Raw genomic sequence first — 17158 nt, 5'->3', positions numbered from 1 at the left:
CTAGCGGACAGCCACCTCACGAGTCCTATGGCTATACAAAGCTCGGACCACCTCCCTTCCCGTGTACGGCCACGCTATCCATCCCCGGACGGCCCCGGCAACGGTTTTTGGCCACACTTCCGCGCGGAGGGCGGTCCCGGCGGTTACGCCCCGGTCCGAGCCACCCCGACCGGGCAGGTCAGCCCGTTCGGCCCGTGGTTGCAGTACCCGTTCGGGTTCTTGGACTCTGACGAACAGTGATGTGCTGATTCGCGCCTTCGAATCAACGCGACCGGTAGGCGTCGGCGCGATGTTCTATGGCCGTCACGGTCACGACGCGGTCGTCCTCGTCGATCTCGTAGAGGACTCGATACGTGCCCCGTCTGGCCGACCAGGTTCCCTGGAACGGTGGCAGAAGCAGTCGTTTGCCGACGCGATGCGGGTTGTCGAGGAGGGCGGTGGTGATGAACTCGTAGACGGCTGCGGCGATCTTCTCTGGCAGCCGCCCGGCCAAGGCGCGTGCGGCCGGGCCGGCGACCTGCAGTCGGTAGCGGTCGGAGGCCGGGCCAGTCACCGTGCCTGCTTCGACCGCTTCGCCATCAACGCCGCGAGTTCGTCGGCGTCGAGAACGTCACCGGCTTCGACGGCTGCCTTGGATTCGGCAAGTTGCCGCATGGCTTCAGCGCTGGACAGGACCTCCAGCGTCTCTTCCAAAGCCGCGAGATCGTCGGCGGAGATGAGCACCGCGGCGGCGTGGCCGTGTTTGGTGATCTCTATCCGCTCATGGGTCGAGGTCACCTCGTCGATGAGTTCTGAGAGGCGGTTGCGAGCGTCGGTGAACGGCACGACAGTCATGCTCGAAGTATAGGCAGTTACTGGCGTGAAGTCTGTACAAATTTTGAGGCTTGGTGGATCAGGCTACCGGGCCGATGGCCCGGTAGCCTGCGGTGCTACGCGGTCTTGGCCACGCCAACCGGACAAGTCAGGCCATTGGGGCCATGATTACAATAACCGCCCGGGTTCTTGGTCGGCGCCAGGTACTGCTGGTGGTAGTCCTCGGCGTAGTAGTAGTCGCCCAGCTCGGCGATCTCCGTGGTGATCTCGCCGTGCCCGGCCCCCGCCACGATCGGCGCGAACGCGTCCCGGGACGCCCGGGCGACCGCGGCCTGCTCCTCGGTGGTGGTGTAGATCGCCGACCGGTACTGCGTGCCGACGTCGTTGCCCTGCCGCATCCCCTGGGTCGGGTCGTGGTTCTCCCAGAAGACCTTGAGCAGGTCCTCGTAACCGATCTTCGAGGGGTCGTAGACCACCTGGACCACCTCGGCGTGCGCCGTCCGGCCCGAGCAGACCTCCTCGTAGGTCGGATTCTTCGTATAACCGCCCGCGTAGCCCGCGGAGGTGGAAATCACCCCGGGCAGCGTCCAGAACAGCCGCTCGGCTCCCCAGAAACAGCCCATCCCGAAGACGGCGATCTGGGCACCCTCGGGCCACGGTCCCCGCAGCGGGGTACCGAGCACCTCGTGCCGGTCGGCGATCGGCATCGCGATCGGCCGGCCGGGCAGGGCCTGGTCGGGGGTGGGCAGCTCGGCATTGGTGCGCCGTAGGAACACGATGGAACTCCTCTCGTACCTCTGCCGGGTGTAACACGACACGCACCCGGATCCTTACCCGCCCAGGCCCGCACCACCCCCCTCGGGTTCACCCGGCCGGGGGAGCCGGATGGCGCTGGGGCGGGAGGTGCCGGTGGGTGCTCCGGCGGATCGTGGGATCCGGCGGGCAGGCCGGTCGGAGGGGGCGACGAGATGACGGTACAGACCACGGAGGTGCCGCGCTGGGCGGTCCGGGCGGCGTACGCGGTGCCGCTCTGCGTACTGCCGTCGGCGCTGTCCCGGCTGGCCCTGCTCGCCGGGCTGCTCGACGGCGGCGGCACCTCGGTGACCGTCACGCCGGCCGAGCGGCTCTACGTGCTCTCCCTCAGCCTCGTCTCGATGGGGCTGGCGCTGCTCACCGTCGGCCTGGTCCGGCCCTGGGGCGAGCGGCTGCCGGGCTGGCTGCCGCTGCTGGGCGGCCGGCGGGTGCCGATCCGGGCGGCGGTGGTACCGGCCGTCACCGGGGCGGGCGTGCTGATCGGGCTCTGCGGCTATCTGCTGGTCGAGTCCCTGTTCGACCTCGTTGGGCCGGTCCGGCCGGCGATCGGGGAGGCCGGCACGGCGACGCTGGAGGGCAGCGCGCAGGTGGCGGTGGCCGTCACGTACGCGCCACTGGTGGCCTGGGGGCCGCTGCTGCTGGCGGTCGCCGTCGCATACCACCGGCGGCGGAGCCGGGGCGGGCGGGCGACCCCGGGGCGGGCCGCCTCCGCCGCGGCTACTCCGTGAGCGCGGCGGCGATCCGGTCGGCGTACGAGCCGGCCTCGGCGTCCGAGGCGTACTTCGTGCGGGGCCAGAAGAAGCCGCGCAGCCCGTCGCCCTTGGTCCGCGGTACGACATGGGTGTGCAGGTGCGGCACGGACTGGGAGACCCGGTTGTTCATCGCCACGAACGTCCCGCCCGCGCCGAGCCCCTCCTCGACGGCCAGGGCCAGCCGCCGGACCAGCCGGAAGTAGCCGGGCAGCGCCTCGTCCGGCAGCTCGCCCAGCGTCTCGACGTGTGCGCGCGGCACCACCAGCAGGTGCCCCCTGAACACCGGGCGGACGTCGAGGAAGGCCACCCCGTCGGGGGAGTCGACCACCCGGAACGCCGCCGCGCCCGCCACGATCCCGCAGAACACGCACCCCGCCACCAGTGCAGGCTAGCCTTCTGCAAATGAGTCACGGCTTCGAGACACTCGCCATCCACGCCGGCCAGGAGCCGGAGCCCCGCACCGGGGCGGTGGTGCCGCCGATATACCAGACCAGCACGTACGCCCAGGACGCCGTCGGCGCGCCCCGGCTCGGCTACGAGTACAGCAGGTCGGGCAACCCGACCCGGGACGCGTTGCAGGAGTGCCTCGCCGCGCTGGAGGGCGGCCCGGTCGGGCTCGCCTTCGCCAGCGGGCTGGCCGCCGAGGACGCCCTGCTGCGTACCGTCTGCCGGCCGGGGGACCACGTGGTGATCCCGGACGACGCGTACGGCGGCACGTTCCGGCTCTTCGCCCGGGTCGCCGAGCGCTGGGGACTGAGCTGGACGGCGGCCCGGATCTCCGACGTCGACGCGGTCCGGGCGGCGGTCCGCCCCGGCCAGACGAGGGTGATCTGGGTGGAGACCCCCACCAACCCGCTGCTCGGGATCGCCGACATCGCCGGGCTGGCCGCGCTGGCCAATGACGTCGACGCGCTGCTGGTCGTCGACAACACCTTCGCCTCGCCCTACCTCCAGCAGCCGATCGCGCTCGGCGCGGACGTGGTGGTGCACTCGACGACGAAGTACGTCGGCGGGCACTCCGACGTGGTGGGGGGCGCCCTCGTCGCGGCCAGCGCCGCGCTCGGCGAGGAGCTGCGCTACCACCAGAACGCGATGGGCGCGGTGAACGGGCCCTTCGACGCCTGGTTGACGCTGCGCGGGGTCAAGACCCTCGGGGTACGGATGGACCGGCACTGCGACAACGCCGAGCGGATCGCCGACTATCTCAACGGGCATAGGGCGGTGTCCCAGGTGCTCTACCCGGGCCTGCCGGAACACCCCGGGCACGAGGTCGCGGCGAAGCAGATGCGCCGGTTCGGCGGCATGATCTCGTTCCGGGCGGCCGGTGGCGAGGAGCACGCCGTACAGATCTGCGACCGGGCGAAACTCTTCGTGCTCGCCGAGTCACTGGGCGGAGTCGAGTCGCTTATCGAACATCCGGGCCGGATGACACACGCAAGTGCCGCCGGCTCGCCGCTTGAAGTTCCCGCCGATCTCGTGCGACTGTCTGTCGGCATCGAGACCGCCGACGACCTACTCGCAGACCTGGAGCAGGCGCTCGGATGACCGCTGTCCGGCCGCCCGGACGGCGCTGCGGACAAGCCGATGGGGAGTTGGCCGTGCAGGACATCACGCCGAACTGGGTGGGCGCGACCGCGAAACAGATCGCCCGGGCCGTCCGTCGTGGGGACGCCTCCGCCACCCAGGTGGTGGCGGACCACCTCGACCACATCGACCGGGCGGACCGCGAGCTGTCCGCGTTCCGGGTGGTCCGGGGTGGCGAGGCGATCGTCGAGGCCGAGAAGGTCGACGAGCAGGACGACCTGGCGAACCTGCCGCTGGCCGGGGTGCCGATCGCGGTCAAGGAGAACACCGCCGTCGCGGGGCTGCCGACCTGGAACGGGTCGGCAGCCGCGCGTACCCCGGTCGCCGAGTCCGACCACGAGGTGGTCCGGCGGCTGCGCGGCGCCGGAGCGGTGATCGTCGGGGTGACCCGGATGCCCGAGCTCGGGCTCTTCGGGGTCACCGACGACGAGACCGTGGCGACCCGCAACCCATGGGCGACCGACCGCACCCCGGGCGGCTCCTCCGGCGGTTCGGCGGCGGCCGTCGCCTCCGGGATGGTGCCGATCGCGCACGGCAACGACGGACTCGGCTCGATCCGGATCCCGGCCGCCTGCTGCGGGCTGGTCGGGCTCAAGCCCGGCCGGGGCGTCGTACCGAGCCAGCTCGGCGCCAACGACTGGTACGGCCTCGCCGAGCAGGGCATCCTGGCCACCACCGTGGCGGACGCGGCGGTCGGCTTCGCGGTGCTCGCCGGACGCCGGCCGGACAAGCTGGTACCGCCGGAGCGGCTCCGGGTCGCCGTCTCGCTCCGCTCACCGGTCGCCGGGGTACGCCCGGACCAGCCCAACCGGGACGCGGTGGGCGCCGCCGCCAAGCTGCTGGCGGTGGCCGGACACGACACCGTCTCGGTCGACCCGGTCTATCCGACCTCGCTGGGGCTGCGCGGCGTCGCCACCTGGCTGGCGGCGGCGGCGAACGAGGTCGAGGCGGCCGGCCTCGACCCCGCCACCCTGCAACGGCGCAGCCGCCGGCACGCCGCCCTCGGCGGCTGGGCGCAGCGCCGTGGCCTGGTACGCGAGCAGGACCGCACCCGGTGGCGGGAGCGGAGCGTCAACTTCTTCGGCGACCACTCGGTCGACCTGATGCTCACTCCCGCGCTGGCCAGCGCCCCTCCGCCGGCCCTTGGCTGGGCCACCCGCTCGTGGCGGTCCAACCTGCTGACCTGCATCCGCTACGCGCCGTACGCCGCGCCGTGGAATCTCGCCGGCCTGCCGTCGCTGGTCGTACCGGTCGGGCTGCGCCCGGACGGGCTGCCGGTCGGAGTGCAGCTGGTCGGCCCGCCCGGCTCGGAGCTGCTGCTGCTCGGCGTGGCCGGGCAGTTCGAGCTGGCCGGCCCGTGGCGGCGGCACGCACCGGACTGGCCCCGGGTGCCCACCCCGGCCGGCTAAGCGCCGCCGCCCCGGCCGGACCGGAACGACGGGACCGGGCGGCGGGGCCGGACCGGCACCCCGGACCGGCGGCGCCGGGTGGTCAGCCAGGGCGCGGTCGGCTCGGGCAGCAGCACCGGACCGGTGGGCGAGAGGGTACGGCCGTCGACCGTCACCGTGCCCCACCGCCCGGGTACGGGCACACCGTGCAGTACCGCCGGGCCGGGTTCGGTGCCGACCGTCGGGGTGAGCCGCTCCCGTACCTCGATCTCGGCCAGCGGCATCACCTCCGGACCCTCGCCGGCGTAGACGTACACCCGGTCGACGCCCTGGTGCAGCAGTACGCCGCTGACCGGCTGCGGTCGGCGGAAGAACCGGCGACCGGCGCGTACCCGGGCGGCAGCGCGCCAGCCGACGCCGAGCCCGAGCAGTGCGAGAACCACCACGAGGGCCAGCCACGGCGTCAGGTCGTACGGCTCGGTGACGAGCTGCCGCAGGCCGGCGTCGTCCACCGCAAGCTCGACCGTGGAGCCGACCGGATAGGCGGCCGCGTCGAGGACGGAAAGCCGCGCGGGCGGCCGGCCGGCGGGGAGGTCGAGGTCGACCTCTGCCCAGGACGGGTGCGCGCGCACGGTCGCGGTGACGATCTCCGCCCGGCGCTGCTGGTCGTCGACCTCGCTCTGCCGCAGGCCGGTCCAGCCGGCGACGACCAGCGCGGCGACGAGCAGCAGGGTGGCGGCGACCGAGGTACCCAGCGGCGGGCGGGGCAGCCGTGCCGGCGACGGCGGTACGGCGAGCCGGGCCCGCCGGTGCCAGTCGCGCAACCCGGCCCGGTACCGCGCAGGGCCCCGGGCCAGCCGGGCGAGCAGCCCGCAGCCGACCGCGTACCCGACGAGCAGCGGATAGAACCACGGCGGCAGGTGCTCGGACTGGGTCAGCTCGTAGCCGAGCGTGACGGCCAGCGACGTGCCGGCCGCCGCCCCGGCGAACTCCAGCCGCACCAGGGCGAGCAGCGGCAGGCTGCCGACCAGCCCGAAGATGACGTTGCCGACCCGGTCCGGGTGGCAGGGTGCCGCCACCGTGCAGGCGGTGGCCGGGACGACGACCAGGAAGAGGCAGCAGAGCAGCACTCCGGCGCCGAAGCCGAGCCACCCGGCGTACCGGGCCAGCGACTCGACCCGGCCCTGCGGCTCGGCCGCCAACCGGAGCCGGATGACGTCCCGCCAGGGCAGCGGTGGCGGTTGCGCGCCGTCCACCGCCGCCGGACCCTGCTCGGAGATCGGCTCGGTACCGGCAGACATCTGAGGCTCCGTCCCCGTCTTCGGTCCGGCCCGCCGACGGCCGGTCGGGGCACCGGGCGGGGGTGACGCCGTCCGGACGAACGGCCCGAGCGAGAGGGTAGAACGCCTCGACGATCGTCGACGGCGGCCGGTGGGGTGACCTCCGGCACGCCGGTACCGCCGACGCGAACACCCCGGGGGCGGGATGCGACGATCTGGGGCATGACGGAGCTGGTCGGACTCGCCGAGGTCGCCGCCGCCCGCGAACTGCTCGCCGACGTCGTCCGGGTCACTCCGCTGGAGCCGTCCCGGCCGCTCTCCGCCGCGCTGGGCGGACCGGTCTGGCTCAAGTGCGAGCACGTGCAGCGGGCCGGGTCGTACAAGGTGCGGGGCGCGTACGTGCGGATCGCCCGGCTCTCGGCGGCGGAGCGCGACCGGGGGGTGGTGGCGGCCAGCGCCGGCAACCACGCCCAGGGGGTGGCGCTCGCCGCCGGGCTGCTCGGCGCCGCCGCCACGGTCTTCATGCCGGTGGGCGCGCCGCTGCCGAAGGTGGCGGCGACCAAGGGGTACGGCGCCCGGGTGGAGCTGGTCGGCAACACCGTCGACGAGTCACTGGTCGCGGCGGAGGACTTCGCGAACCGTACCGGTGCAGTCTTCATCCACCCGTTCGACCACCCGGACGTGATCGCCGGGCAGGGCACGGTGGCGCTGGAGATCCTGGAGCAGTGCCCGGAGGTGCGGACCATCATCGCCGGGGTCGGCGGCGGCGGACTCGTCTCCGGGATCGCGGTGGCGGCCAAGGCGCTCCGCCCGGACGTACGGGTGATCGGGGTGCAGGCCGCCGGTGCCGCCGCCTTTCCCGCGTCGCTGCGGGCCGGCGAGCCGGTACGGCTGCCCGCCTTCGCCACGATCGCCGACGGCATCGCGGTCGGCCGGCCCGGTGAGGTCACCTTCGCGCACGTCAGCAAGCTGGTGGACGAGATCGTGACGGTAGCCGACGAGGACATCTCGCGGGCCCTGCTGATGCTGCTGGAGCGGGGCAAGCAGGTGGTGGAGCCGGCCGGGGCGGCCGGGGTGGCCGCGCTGATGTCCGGCGCGGTGCAGGTCGAGCCGCCGGTGGTGGCGGTGCTCTCCGGCGGCAACATCGACCCGCTGCTGATGCTGCGGGTGATCGAGCACGGGCTCGCCTCGGCGGGCCGCTTCCTGCGGATCACCGTGCGCTGCGCCGACCGGCCCGGCCAGTTGGCGTCGCTGCTGGGCATGATCGCCGAGCACCGGGGCAACGTGGTGGACGTGGTGCACCAGCGGCAGAACCCGCACCTGCGGCTCGGTGAGGTCGAGGTGGCGCTCTCGGTGGAGACCCGGGGCTCCGAGCACTCCGACCGGCTGATCAGTGCGCTGCGCGGCTGCGGTTACCAGGTCGACGTCGCCCAGCCGGGCTGAGCCGGCCGGGTCGGACGTCCCGGCCCGCCGCCTCCGACGGGCCGCTGCCGGTCAGCCGCCGTACGCCTCGAACCGGACCACCGTCACCTTGATCTCCGCGCCGCTCGGCGCCGTGTAGGTGACGGTCTGGCCGGGCCGGGCGCCGAGGATGGACTTGCCGAGCGCCGACTCCGGGCTGTAGACGGTCAGGTCGGTGGTCGCGGCGATCTCTCGGGAACCGAGCAGGAACGTCTCGGTGTCGTCGGTGTCGTCGTCGAAGTGGATCGTGACGACGCAGCCCGGCGCCACCACGTCCGCGGCCGGCGCCTCGCCGACCTGGGCGGTACGGAGAAGTTCCTGTAGCTGACGGATCCGGAACTCCTGCTTGCCCTGTTCCTCCCGGGCGGCGTGGTAACCGCCGTTCTCCCTGAGGTCACCCTCTTCGCGCCGGGCGTTGATCTCCGCGGCGATCGCAGGACGGCCGGCGATCAGCTCGTTGAGCTCCGCCTGCAGCCGGTCGTAGGCCTCCTGCGACAGCCAGGTGGCTGCCTCGCGGTCGGTCGTGGACACAGACGATCTCCTCGGGTAGTCGTGGACAGGGACGAATTACCAAGTTACCAGTGCGCTACACACCGGACGCCACGTCATTTATCGGTGGCCGGCGCAGGCCGGGGCGCTGTGGGCGGCCGGAACGCCGCCGCGCCGGGTGGCTCGGGCCGCCGGTCGGCGAGGCTCGGGAGCGCGGTTCGGCCGACCGTCGGGGCGGCCGGTGCCGGCCGGCGGTCAGCCGTTCGGACTCATCCGGTGGGGCGGCAGCGGAGCACCTCGCCGAGGATCGGCCGGGCCGTGGTGACCAACCGGTGCCGGGCGGTCAGGTGCCGCTGCCCCGGCTCGGCGTCGACCCGTACCTCCTCGCGGGCGACCTCGGCGCCGTCCTTGGAGCGGGCCCGGAGCACGCAGATCGCCGAGCCGCCGGCCGGCACGGTGACCCGGAAGTCGAGCACCAGCTGGCTGTCGGTGATCTCGGTGTAGGTGATCACCTGGGCGTCGTAGTTCGGGTCGCCGTACTGCCGGTAGAGGCGGTAGGAGACGGCGCTCATCACCACCAGCAGGGCGACCGCCAGCAGTGCCGCGACCCAGGGCCGGCGGCGCCGCTGCGCGCGGCGGTGGCCGTACCGGCCGGGTGGGAACACCGGGGCGGTCGGTACTGGTGTGGCGGGCGTCTCGGACACCGGCGGGTATCTCCTGGGACTGTTGTCGGTGGCATCGGCAAGAATGGGTACGCCCATCTTCTCATCGGCGGCCGGGCCGGCTCTGGCAGGTCCGCCACCGGTCGGCAGACCACCGGTCGGCAGACCACCGGTCAGCGGAGGGCGGGCGTTCGAGGGGGACGGGGGGCCGAGCCCGGCCCGGGGCATCACGAGGGAGCACCTGAGTTGGCAGAACAGCTACGTCTGATGGCCGTGCACGCCCATCCCGACGACGAGTCGAGCAAGGGCGCGGCGACCATGGCGAAATACGTCGCCGAAGGGGTGCAGGTCCTCGTCGTCACGTGTACCGGCGGCGAGCGGGGCAGTGTCCTCAACCCGAAGCTGGACCGGCCGGACGTCTGGGCCAACATCGCCGAGATCCGTCGGGCCGAGATGGACGCCGCCCGGGCCATCCTCGGCGTCGAGCAGGCGTGGCTCGGCTTCGTCGACTCGGGGCTGCCGGAGGGCGACCCGCTGCCCCCGCTGCCGGAGGGCTGCTTCGCGCTCCAGGACGTCGAGGTCGCGGCGGCGCCGCTGGTCAAGCTGATGCGCGAGTTCCGTCCGCACGTCGTCACCACCTACGACGAGGACGGCGGCTACCCGCACCCCGACCACATCATGTGCCACAAGGTCAGCGTGGCGGCGTTCGACGCGGCCGGCGACCCGGAGCGCTTCCCGGAGTCGGGTGCTCCGTGGCAGCCGTTGAAGCTCTACTACGACATCGGCTTCTCCAAGGCGAAGATCATGGCGCTGCACGAGGCGATGCTGGCCCGGGGCGCGGAGTCGCCGTACGCGGAGTGGCTGGAGCGGTGGGAGGACCGGCCGGACAAGGGGCCGAGGATCACCACCCGGGTCCCCTGCGCGGACTACTTCCCGGTCCGCGACGACGCGCTGCGCGCCCACGCCACCCAGGTCGACCCGGACGGCTTCTGGTTCCACGTGCCGATGGAGTTGCAGCAGCAGGCCTGGCCGACCGAGGACTTCGAGCTGGTCCGCTCGGTCGTCGACAGTCCGCTGCCCGAGTCGGACCTCTTCGCCGGGGTTCGGGAGACCGCGCAGGTCCGGTGAACCGAGGCTAGGCGTACCGTAAAGGGGTAGGCCGCCACATCGGAGGATTTCCAGTCATGCTTACCGCTGCGCAGGTGCTCGCGGAGAACAACTTCGGTGACACCCGGACCGGCGGCCTGGCCGGACCGATGGGTCTCTTCCTGATCACCGTACTGGCCATCGCCACGGTTCTGCTGATCCGTAACATGAACGCCCGGTTGCGCCGGCTGCCCGAGCGCTTCCCGCACCAGCGGGACGACGAGCCGTCGGCGGCCGAGCCGGGCGACCCGGAGGCGTCTGCCGAGGCGCCTGCGGCGGAGGAATCTGGTGGAAGCGCTCCCAATGCCCCCCAGCAGGACAGGAACAGCCAGTCCGCGCCATGATTCACGCTAATCCGGCCAGGCGCCCCCTGTTGCGCTCAATCGGATTGGCTTAGCCTTCCGCCGGGGGACCAAAAGTCCCCGCACCGTGCGCGGGAGGGGGCGCCGATGAGAACCAGACCCGACGCCCAGCGCCGGTCGCGGCACGGCCACGTCCCGAGACGGCCACCGGCGAACGGCGGCGATCCGTGACGTCCGGGCGTCGGTCCGGGCGTTTCCTCGCCCTGGTCGGCATCGCGTCGGCACCCCGTCGGGTGCGCGTGCTCACCCTCACCGTCCTGCCCGTCGCGGTGATCCTCGTCGCGGCCGGTCTGCTCATCCCCACCGACCTGCCCGCCGACGACCCGCTGCCGGCGATGGCCCGGCTCGGCATCGCCACCGCCGTGATGGCGACGGCACAGCTCTTCCGGCTGCGGTTCCGGGTCGGTTCGGGCCGGGTCAGCGTCACCTGGGGCGAGGCGTCCTTCATCATCGGCCTCTCCCTGGTCCCGCCCGGCTGGCTGCCGGCCGCCGCCCTGCTCGGCGCGGTGCTGGCCTGGACGCTGCTGACGATCTTCGTGGACCGGCGTTCGCCGCTGGACGTCGTACACAGCGCCGCCTCGCTGACGATCTCCGTCGCGCTCGCCGTCACGGTCGCGCTGACCGTCGCCGGTGCGCTCGGCACGCCCGTACCGGACGTGCTCGGCACCCGCCTCGTCACCGAGCTGACGCCGCCGCTGATCGCCGCGCTCGCGGTCGGGTCGATGACGTACCTGCTGGTCACCGCCGGGCTGGCCGGCTTCACCCTGTCGCTGCGGCACGGCGAACGGCTCTGGCCGGCACTGCTGCGCGCCCTACAGGGCAAGCTGCTGATGTTCGTCGGCAACGTCTTCGTCGGGCTGGCCGTGGTGGCCGTGGTCGAGTACGACCCGCGCTGGCTGCTCTTCCTGCCGCCGGTGCTCTGGCTGCTCCAGCAGACGTACAGTCAGCGGCTCCGCGCCGACGACGAGCGACGCGCCTGGCGGGCCCTTGCCGAGGCCACCGGCGCGCTCAACCAGCTCGACGAGCACGGCGTCGCGACCGCCGGGGTGGCCGGCCCGCTGGCCCTGTTCGGCGCGGAGTGGGTCGAGGTCGACGTGCGGCGCGGCGACGGCCGGTGGCGGCGCTACCGTGGCGAGCCGGGCGGTCCGGTGGTGCACCGCGACCTGACCACCGCCGAGCGGGCCGACAGCGGCGAACGGGCCGGCTCCCCGGCGCCGCCGGACGACGGAACCGCCCGGCTGCCCTTCGCCAGCCGGCTCGGCCTGGATCTGGCCGCCAGCCAGGTCGGCGGCGACCTGTCGACGGGCCGCGCTGCCGGCATGGACGGTCGGGCCGGCGCCGAGCACGGTCCGGCGGCCACCGGACGGGCCGACCAGGAGCTGACCCGGCCGCTGGTGGTGGGCAGCTCCCCGGTCGGCGAGCTGCGGGTACGCTTCCCGCGCTCCGCCCCGCCGAGCCAGCGGGAGCAGGACGCGCTCTCGGCGTTCGGCGACGCGCTGGCGGCGGCCCTGCACGACGCGGCGACGCACCGACAGCTCCGGCTGGTGACGGCCCGCTCGTCGTACGAGGCGGTGCACGACGCGCTGACCAACCTGATCAACCGGGCCGCCCTGCTGAGCAAGGGCGACCTCGCGCTGCACCAGCTCGGCCACGACCATCCGGTGGCCCTGCTGCTGCTCGACATCAACCACTTCAAAGAGGTCAACGACACGCTCGGGCACGCGGCCGGCGACGAGCTGCTCCAGGTGACCGCCGACCGGCTGGACGCGCTGGTCCGCCCCGGTGAGCTGCTGGGCCGGCTCGGCGGTGACGAGTTCGCGCTGCTGATCCCCTCCCCGGCGGTACTGGCCGAGCCGGCCACCGACCGGTCGCCGATGCCGAACGTGCTGCGCCGGGCCCGCGAGATCGTCGAGCTGCTCGCCACCCCGATCGAGGTGGCCGGGGTGCGGATGTCGGTCGAGGTCTCCGTCGGGGTGGTGGTGGCCGGTGCGGGTACCGCCGACATGACCGAGCTGCTGCGCCGGGCCGACATCGCGATGTACCAGGCGAAGCAGGGCGGCGGCAGCGTCGCGTCGTACGACAGTGCCCGGGACGCGGCCAGCACCGACAAGCTCGCCCTCCTCGCCGAGCTGCGCGAGGCGCTGGACGTGGACGACCAGCTCGAGTTGGCGCTCCAGCCGGCGGTGGACCTCTGCACCGGGGAGCCGACCGGGGTGGAGGCGCTGATCCGCTGGCGGCACCCCCGGCGGGGCCGGCTCACCCCGGCCGACTTCGTCCGGACCATCGAGGGCAGCGAACTGCTCGGCGCCTTCACCCGCTATGTGGTGGACAAGGCGCTCGGCGTCGCCGCCGACTGGGCCCGGCACGGTCTCGACGTACCGATCTCGATCAACCTGTCGGCGCGCAGCCTGCTCGACCCGAGGCTGCCGGCCGAGGTGGCCGAGTCGCTGCGCCGGCACCAGGTGCCGGCGCACCGGCTGGTGTTGGAGATCACCGAGACGGTGGTGATGAGCGAGCTGGAGGTCATCGACGAGGTGCTCTCCGCGCTGCGCGCGATGGGCGTGCAGTTGGCGGTCGACGACTTCGGCACCGGCTTCTCCTCGCTGACCTTCCTGACCCGGATCTCGGTGGACGAACTCAAGGTCGACCGGTCCTTCGTGATGAAGATGGCGGAGTCACCGGAGGCGGCGGCGATCGTCCGGACCACCGTGGACCTCGGCCGCGAGCTGGGGCTGCGGGTGGTGGCCGAGGGGGTGGAGACCGCCGACCAGCGGGCCGCGCTCGCCGAGCTGGGCTGCACCGCCGCCCAGGGCTACCACTTCTTCCGGCCGATGCCGTCGGACAAGATCGTCGCGGTGCTCCGGTCGCTGCTCGACTCCGCGCAGGCGCGGATCCTGCCGCTGCGCGCCGACGGCGCCTCGTAGCCGGTTCGGCTGAGTATCCGGGCTCGGTCGCGGCCGGTGGCGGTACTGCACACTGTGCCGATGAGGCGGGTGAAGCTTTCGCTGGCGGTACTCCTGGCCGCCGGAACACTGCTCGGCTGCGCCGGACCGGGTGCGCCGGGCGGCCCGGCGGAGATCCCGGACGAGGTGCTGCTGCGCAGCGACGATCTGGGCGGGGCGGAAGTCTCCGCCGGTGGCCCGCAGGCCCCGCACTCGCTGCCGCCCCGGCCCTGCGCCGGCACCGTTCCCGCCGTCCCGAGCGGTTCCGCCCCGAGCGGTTCCGTGTCGAGCGGTTCCGTCCCGAACGGTTCCGTGTCGAGCGGTCCGGACCGGCCCGAGCCGCTGGCCGAGCGGACGATCAACGCGACGATGGGCCGGTACCGGGTCTACGAGTACGTCGGCCGCTATCCGGCCGGGCTCGTCGACCGCGCGATGGCGACGCTCCGGGACGAGGTGTCCCGGTGCGGCCGTCCGGCCGAGGGCGAGGACTGGAAGGTACTCGCCGAGGACACCGCCGGCCTGCTGCTCCTGCGGTCGTACTCCGGTGGTGACGCCACCGCCGCCTACTACGTCGGGGCGGCCGGGGACTACCTGGTGGCGGTACTGGTCACCGGCACCAGGACGCCGAACGGCGACCCGACCACCGCCTCCGGGCTCGGCAGCACGGCACTGGCCCGGGCCGGTGGCACCCGGGGTACCCCGGCGCCGCCGACCACCGCGGCCGGGCCGGCCCAGTGGGGGACGTACGAGGCGGAGGTGACCGGCCTGCGACGCGGGCCGAACCCGCGCACCCTGCTGGTCGACGTGGCGGTGCCGGCCGGCGGCCCGGACTGCGCCCGGAACCCGCGGGTCGGCTGGTACACCGAGGAGAACGGGCTGATCTACGCCAACATCGTGGTCGACTCGGCCGGGTCCGGACAGGTCGGCGGCTGCCCGACCCGGGCACCCGGGGTGGCCCGGCTGACCTCGCCGAACCCGGTCGGCGACCGGGTGGTGGTGCTCAACCAGCAGCCGTGGGCGCCGGACGGGACCGGCTACCGGCGCTGCTCCGCCGATCTCGGCTGCACGCCGCCGGCCGACCACTGCGACTCGACCTGGGTGCTCGCGGCGATCAAGGGGATGGACGTACCCCGGAACAGCTCCCGGAAGGTGGAGAAGTGTGACGGGAACTGGCTGGTGATGACGCTCGACCTGAACACCAACCAGTGCGGTGTCGGCGGGCGTCCCGGCTGCTCGGCGCCGCCGGCCCGGTACCGGTACTTCCTGCGCTTCGAGTCGGCCGGCTGGCGGACCGTGCTCCGGACCACCGCCCCGGGCTGCGCCGACGTGCTGACGGTACGGCCGGACTTCCCGGCCGCGCTCTGCCGTACGCTCCCGGCGCCCGGTTAGCCCGCGCCGGGACGCCTCGAACGCCCGAGCGCCGAGCGGCGTACCGGCACAGCGGTTATGGTCGTCGGGTGAATCGACTGGCCGACGCGACCAGCCCCTACCTGCTCCAGCACAAGGACAATCCGGTCGACTGGTGGCCCTGGACGGCCGAGGCGTTCGCCGAGGCGCGCCGTCGGGACGTACCGGTGCTGATCTCGGTCGGCTACGCGGCCTGCCACTGGTGCCACGTGATGGCGCACGAGTCCTTCGAGGACGCGGCCGTCGGCAAGCTGGTGAACGAGAACTTCGTGGCGATCAAGGTGGACCGGGAGGAACGCCCGGACGTCGACGCCGTCTACATGACCGCCACCCAGGCGATGACCGGGCAGGGTGGCTGGCCGATGACGGTCTTCGCCGCCCCGGACGGCACCCCGTTCTTCTGCGGCACCTACTTTCCGAAGGCCAACTTCGTCCGGCTGCTCCAGTCGGTGACCGAGGCGTGGACCGGGCAGCGCGAGGCGGTACTGCGCCAGGGCGCCGCCGTGGTCGAGGCACTGGCCGGCGCCCAGGCCGTCGGCGGGCCGCGCGCCCCGCTCACCGCCGAGACGCTCGACGCCGCGGCCGACCAGCTCGCGGTCGAGTACGACGAGACGCACGGCGGATTCGGCGGCGCGCCCAAGTTCCCGCCGCAGATGAACCTGCTCTTCCTGCTCCGGCACCACCAGCGCACCGGCGCCACCCGCGACCTGGAGATCGTCCGGCACACCTGCGAGGCGATGGCCCGGGGCGGCATCTACGACCAGCTCGCCGGCGGCTTCGCCCGGTATTCGGTGGACGGGCACTGGACGGTCCCGCACTTCGAGAAGATGCTCTACGACAACGCGCTGCTGCTGCGGGTCTACACCCAGCTCTGGCGGCTCACCGGGGACCCGCTCGCCGCCCGGGTCGCCGCCGAGACCGCCACCTTCCTCCTCGACGACCTCGGCACCCCGGCCGGCGGCCTGGCCTCGGCGCTGGACGCCGACACCGAGGGGGTGGAGGGGGCGACCTACGCCTGGACCCCGGCCCAGCTCGTCGAGGCGCTCGGCGAGGACGACGGCCGCTGGGCCGCCGACCTCTTCGCGGTCACCGCCTCCGGGAGCTTCGAGCACGGCACCAGCGTGCTGCGGCTGGCCCGGGACGTCGACGACGCCGACCCGGAGATCCAGGAACGCTGGCAGCGGGTCCGGGCCGCGCTCCGGGAGGTACGCGACCGCCGGCCCCAGCCGGCCCGGGACGACAAGGTCGTGGCGGCCTGGAACGGGCTGGCCGTCACCGCCCTGGTCGAGTACGCCACCCTCACCGCAGACCCGGTCGCCGGGGCGGCGGCGGTGCGGATCGCCGAGGTGCTGGCGGAGCGGCACATCGTCGACGGCCGACTGCGCCGGGTCTCCCGGGACGGGCAGGTCGGTGAGCCGGCCGGGGTGCTGGAGGACTACGGCTGCGTCGCCGAGGCGTTCTGCGCGGTGCACCAGTTCACCGGGGAGGGGCGCTGGCTGGAGCTGGCCGGGCTGCTGCTGGACGTCGCCCTGGAGCGGTTCGGCACCGGCGAGGGCGGCTTCTACGACACCGCCGACGACGCCGAGCAGCTGGTCAGCCGGCCGGCCGACCCGACCGACAACGCCACCCCGTCCGGGCTGTCGGCGGTGACGGCGGCGCTGGTGGCGTACTCGGCGCTGGGCGGCCAGGTGCGCTACCGGGAGGCGGCGGTGGCGGCGTTGGAGACCGTGGCGCCGATCGTGGCCCGGCACGCCAGGTTCACCGGGTACGCGGCCACGGTCGGCGAGGCGCTGCTCTCCGGCCCGTACGAGATCGCGGTGGTCACCGCCGATCCGGCCGGTGACCCGCTGCTGGCGCTGGCGCACCGGCACGCCCCGCCCGGGGCGGTGGTGGTGGCCGGCGAGCCGGACCGGCCCGGCGTACCGCTGCTCGCGGACCGGCCGATGATCGAGGGCGGCCCGACCGCGTACGTCTGCCGGGGCTTCGTCTGCGACCGCCCGGTCACCTCCCCGGACGCCCTGCTCGCGCAGCTCGGCGTCGGCGGGAGTTAGGCTTGCCC

15 protein-coding genes and 2 pseudogenes are annotated in these 17158 nt (G+C 73.5%); 9 read left to right on the top strand and 8 right to left on the bottom strand.

The window, feature by feature from the left end; genetic code table 11:
* Positions 1–143: 143 nt before the first annotated feature.
* From C6W10_RS23560 to msrA, 4 genes and pseudogenes are all read right to left on the bottom strand, one after another.
* A pseudogene (locus tag C6W10_RS23560) lies at positions 144–224 on the bottom strand (peptide-methionine (S)-S-oxide reductase); the annotation flags it as partial.
* Positions 225–262: 38 nt separating this feature from the next.
* Positions 263–553, bottom strand: coding sequence for a type II toxin-antitoxin system RelE/ParE family toxin (locus C6W10_RS23555; RefSeq protein WP_107260580.1), 291 nt, complete (start codon positions 551–553; stop codon positions 263–265).
* Positions 550–834 (bottom strand): type II toxin-antitoxin system Phd/YefM family antitoxin, encoded by a 285-nt coding sequence (locus C6W10_RS23550; protein WP_107260578.1) that lies wholly within the window; start codon positions 832–834, stop codon positions 550–552. The genes C6W10_RS23555 and C6W10_RS23550 overlap by 4 nt, the downstream gene beginning before the upstream one ends.
* Positions 835–929: 95 nt before the next feature.
* Positions 930–1589, bottom strand: a complete 660-nt coding sequence (gene msrA / locus C6W10_RS23545) for a peptide-methionine (S)-S-oxide reductase MsrA (RefSeq protein ID WP_107260576.1) — start codon at positions 1587–1589, stop codon at positions 930–932.
* Between the two features lie 192 nt (positions 1590–1781).
* Here msrA and C6W10_RS23540 point away from each other — a divergent pair, with 192 nt between their 5' ends.
* Complete coding sequence (locus C6W10_RS23540; RefSeq protein WP_107260574.1) at positions 1782–2354, top strand: hypothetical protein; 573 nt, start codon at positions 1782–1784, stop codon at positions 2352–2354.
* Here C6W10_RS23540 and C6W10_RS23535 read toward each other — a convergent pair.
* Positions 2344–2757: an HIT family protein gene (locus C6W10_RS23535; protein WP_107260572.1), complete on the bottom strand. Its 414-nt coding sequence runs from the start codon at positions 2755–2757 to the stop codon at positions 2344–2346. The genes C6W10_RS23540 and C6W10_RS23535 overlap by 11 nt on opposite strands.
* Positions 2758–2780: 23 nt before the next feature.
* Here C6W10_RS23535 and C6W10_RS23530 point away from each other — a divergent pair, with 23 nt between their 5' ends.
* Together C6W10_RS23530 and C6W10_RS23525 are read left to right on the top strand one after the other, a co-directional pair.
* Positions 2781–3923 carry a cystathionine gamma-synthase gene (locus tag C6W10_RS23530; protein ID WP_107260571.1) on the top strand — a complete coding sequence of 381 codons (1143 nt, stop codon included), beginning with the start codon at positions 2781–2783 and terminating at the stop codon, positions 3921–3923.
* A gap of 47 nt (positions 3924–3970) precedes the next feature.
* On the top strand, positions 3971–5371 hold the full coding sequence (locus C6W10_RS23525) for an amidase (protein ID WP_107260569.1): 1401 nt from the start codon (positions 3971–3973) through the stop codon (positions 5369–5371).
* On the opposite strand, the gene C6W10_RS23520 is transcribed toward C6W10_RS23525, so the two are convergent.
* A complete protein-coding gene (locus C6W10_RS23520) occupies positions 5368–6651 on the bottom strand; it encodes a hypothetical protein (protein WP_107260567.1) in 1284 nt (427 codons plus the stop codon). The two genes, C6W10_RS23525 and C6W10_RS23520, sit on opposite strands and share 4 nt — an antisense overlap.
* Positions 6652–6852: 201 nt before the next feature.
* Between C6W10_RS23520 and ilvA the strand changes: the two genes are divergently transcribed.
* Entirely contained in the window at positions 6853–8073 is a 1221-nt protein-coding gene (gene ilvA / locus C6W10_RS23515; protein WP_107260565.1) for a threonine ammonia-lyase, read from the top strand.
* Between the two features lie 51 nt (positions 8074–8124).
* Here the strand turns inward: ilvA and greA are convergent, their stop codons facing one another.
* Complete coding sequence (gene greA / locus C6W10_RS23510) at positions 8125–8622, bottom strand: transcription elongation factor GreA (RefSeq protein ID WP_107260563.1); 498 nt, start codon at positions 8620–8622, stop codon at positions 8125–8127.
* A 227-nt stretch (positions 8623–8849) separates the two neighbouring features.
* Positions 8850–9284, bottom strand: a complete 435-nt coding sequence (locus tag C6W10_RS23505) for a DUF4307 domain-containing protein (RefSeq protein WP_107260561.1) — start codon at positions 9282–9284, stop codon at positions 8850–8852.
* A gap of 204 nt (positions 9285–9488) precedes the next feature.
* Here C6W10_RS23505 and mca point away from each other — a divergent pair, with 204 nt between their 5' ends.
* The 5 genes and pseudogenes from mca to C6W10_RS23480 all read left to right on the top strand — a co-directional run bounded on the left by mca (position 9489) and on the right by C6W10_RS23480 (position 17150).
* Positions 9489–10370: a mycothiol conjugate amidase Mca gene (mca, locus tag C6W10_RS23500; protein ID WP_107260559.1), complete on the top strand. Its 882-nt coding sequence runs from the start codon at positions 9489–9491 to the stop codon at positions 10368–10370.
* A gap of 56 nt (positions 10371–10426) precedes the next feature.
* On the top strand, positions 10427–10732 hold the full coding sequence (locus tag C6W10_RS23495; protein ID WP_107260557.1) for a hypothetical protein: 306 nt from the start codon (positions 10427–10429) through the stop codon (positions 10730–10732).
* Between the two features lie 1001 nt (positions 10733–11733).
* Positions 11734–13674 (top strand): annotated as a pseudogene (locus C6W10_RS38730) (putative bifunctional diguanylate cyclase/phosphodiesterase); the annotation flags it as partial.
* Positions 13675–13734: 60 nt separating this feature from the next.
* Positions 13735–15081, top strand: coding sequence for a hypothetical protein (locus C6W10_RS23485; protein ID WP_159104724.1), 1347 nt, complete (start codon positions 13735–13737; stop codon positions 15079–15081).
* Between the two features lie 68 nt (positions 15082–15149).
* Positions 15150–17150 (top strand): thioredoxin domain-containing protein, encoded by a 2001-nt coding sequence (locus tag C6W10_RS23480; RefSeq protein WP_107260553.1) that lies wholly within the window; start codon positions 15150–15152, stop codon positions 17148–17150.
* Positions 17151–17158: the final 8 nt, after the last annotated feature.

This window comes from Plantactinospora sp. BB1 (assembly GCF_003030385.1).
In the GTDB taxonomy this organism is placed as follows: Bacteria; Actinomycetota; Actinomycetes; order Mycobacteriales; family Micromonosporaceae; genus Plantactinospora.
The sequence above is the reverse complement of the archived record's forward strand: the minus strand, read 5'-3'. Positions and strand labels throughout refer to the sequence as shown.